General features: G+C 38.0%; 1 pseudogene. It reads right to left on the bottom strand.

Features of this window, described 5'->3' with window-relative positions:
- Positions 1-205 (bottom strand): annotated as a pseudogene (locus tag Q0822_RS18275) (hypothetical protein); the annotation flags it as partial.

The following is a 205-nucleotide window of genomic DNA, read 5'->3' as shown; positions in this document are numbered from 1 at the left end:
AACGTAGCCGTAATATCACCACCTAATAAATCATCAGTTATAGTAATTGAATTAATAGATACATCACCAGTATTGGTTACTGTGAATGTGTAAGTCACTAAGTCGCCTTCACCAACACAACCTGTAGAGGTTGTGCTAGAAGCTGCTTTAACGATAGCAATACCACTATCATCACAAAGTGTCACATCCGGATTATTAGCATCGA

This window comes from uncultured Winogradskyella sp., assembly GCF_947496485.1.
In the GTDB taxonomy this organism is placed as follows: Bacteria; Bacteroidota; Bacteroidia; order Flavobacteriales; family Flavobacteriaceae; genus Winogradskyella.
The sequence above is the reverse complement of the archived record's forward strand: the minus strand, read 5'-3'. Positions and strand labels throughout refer to the sequence as shown.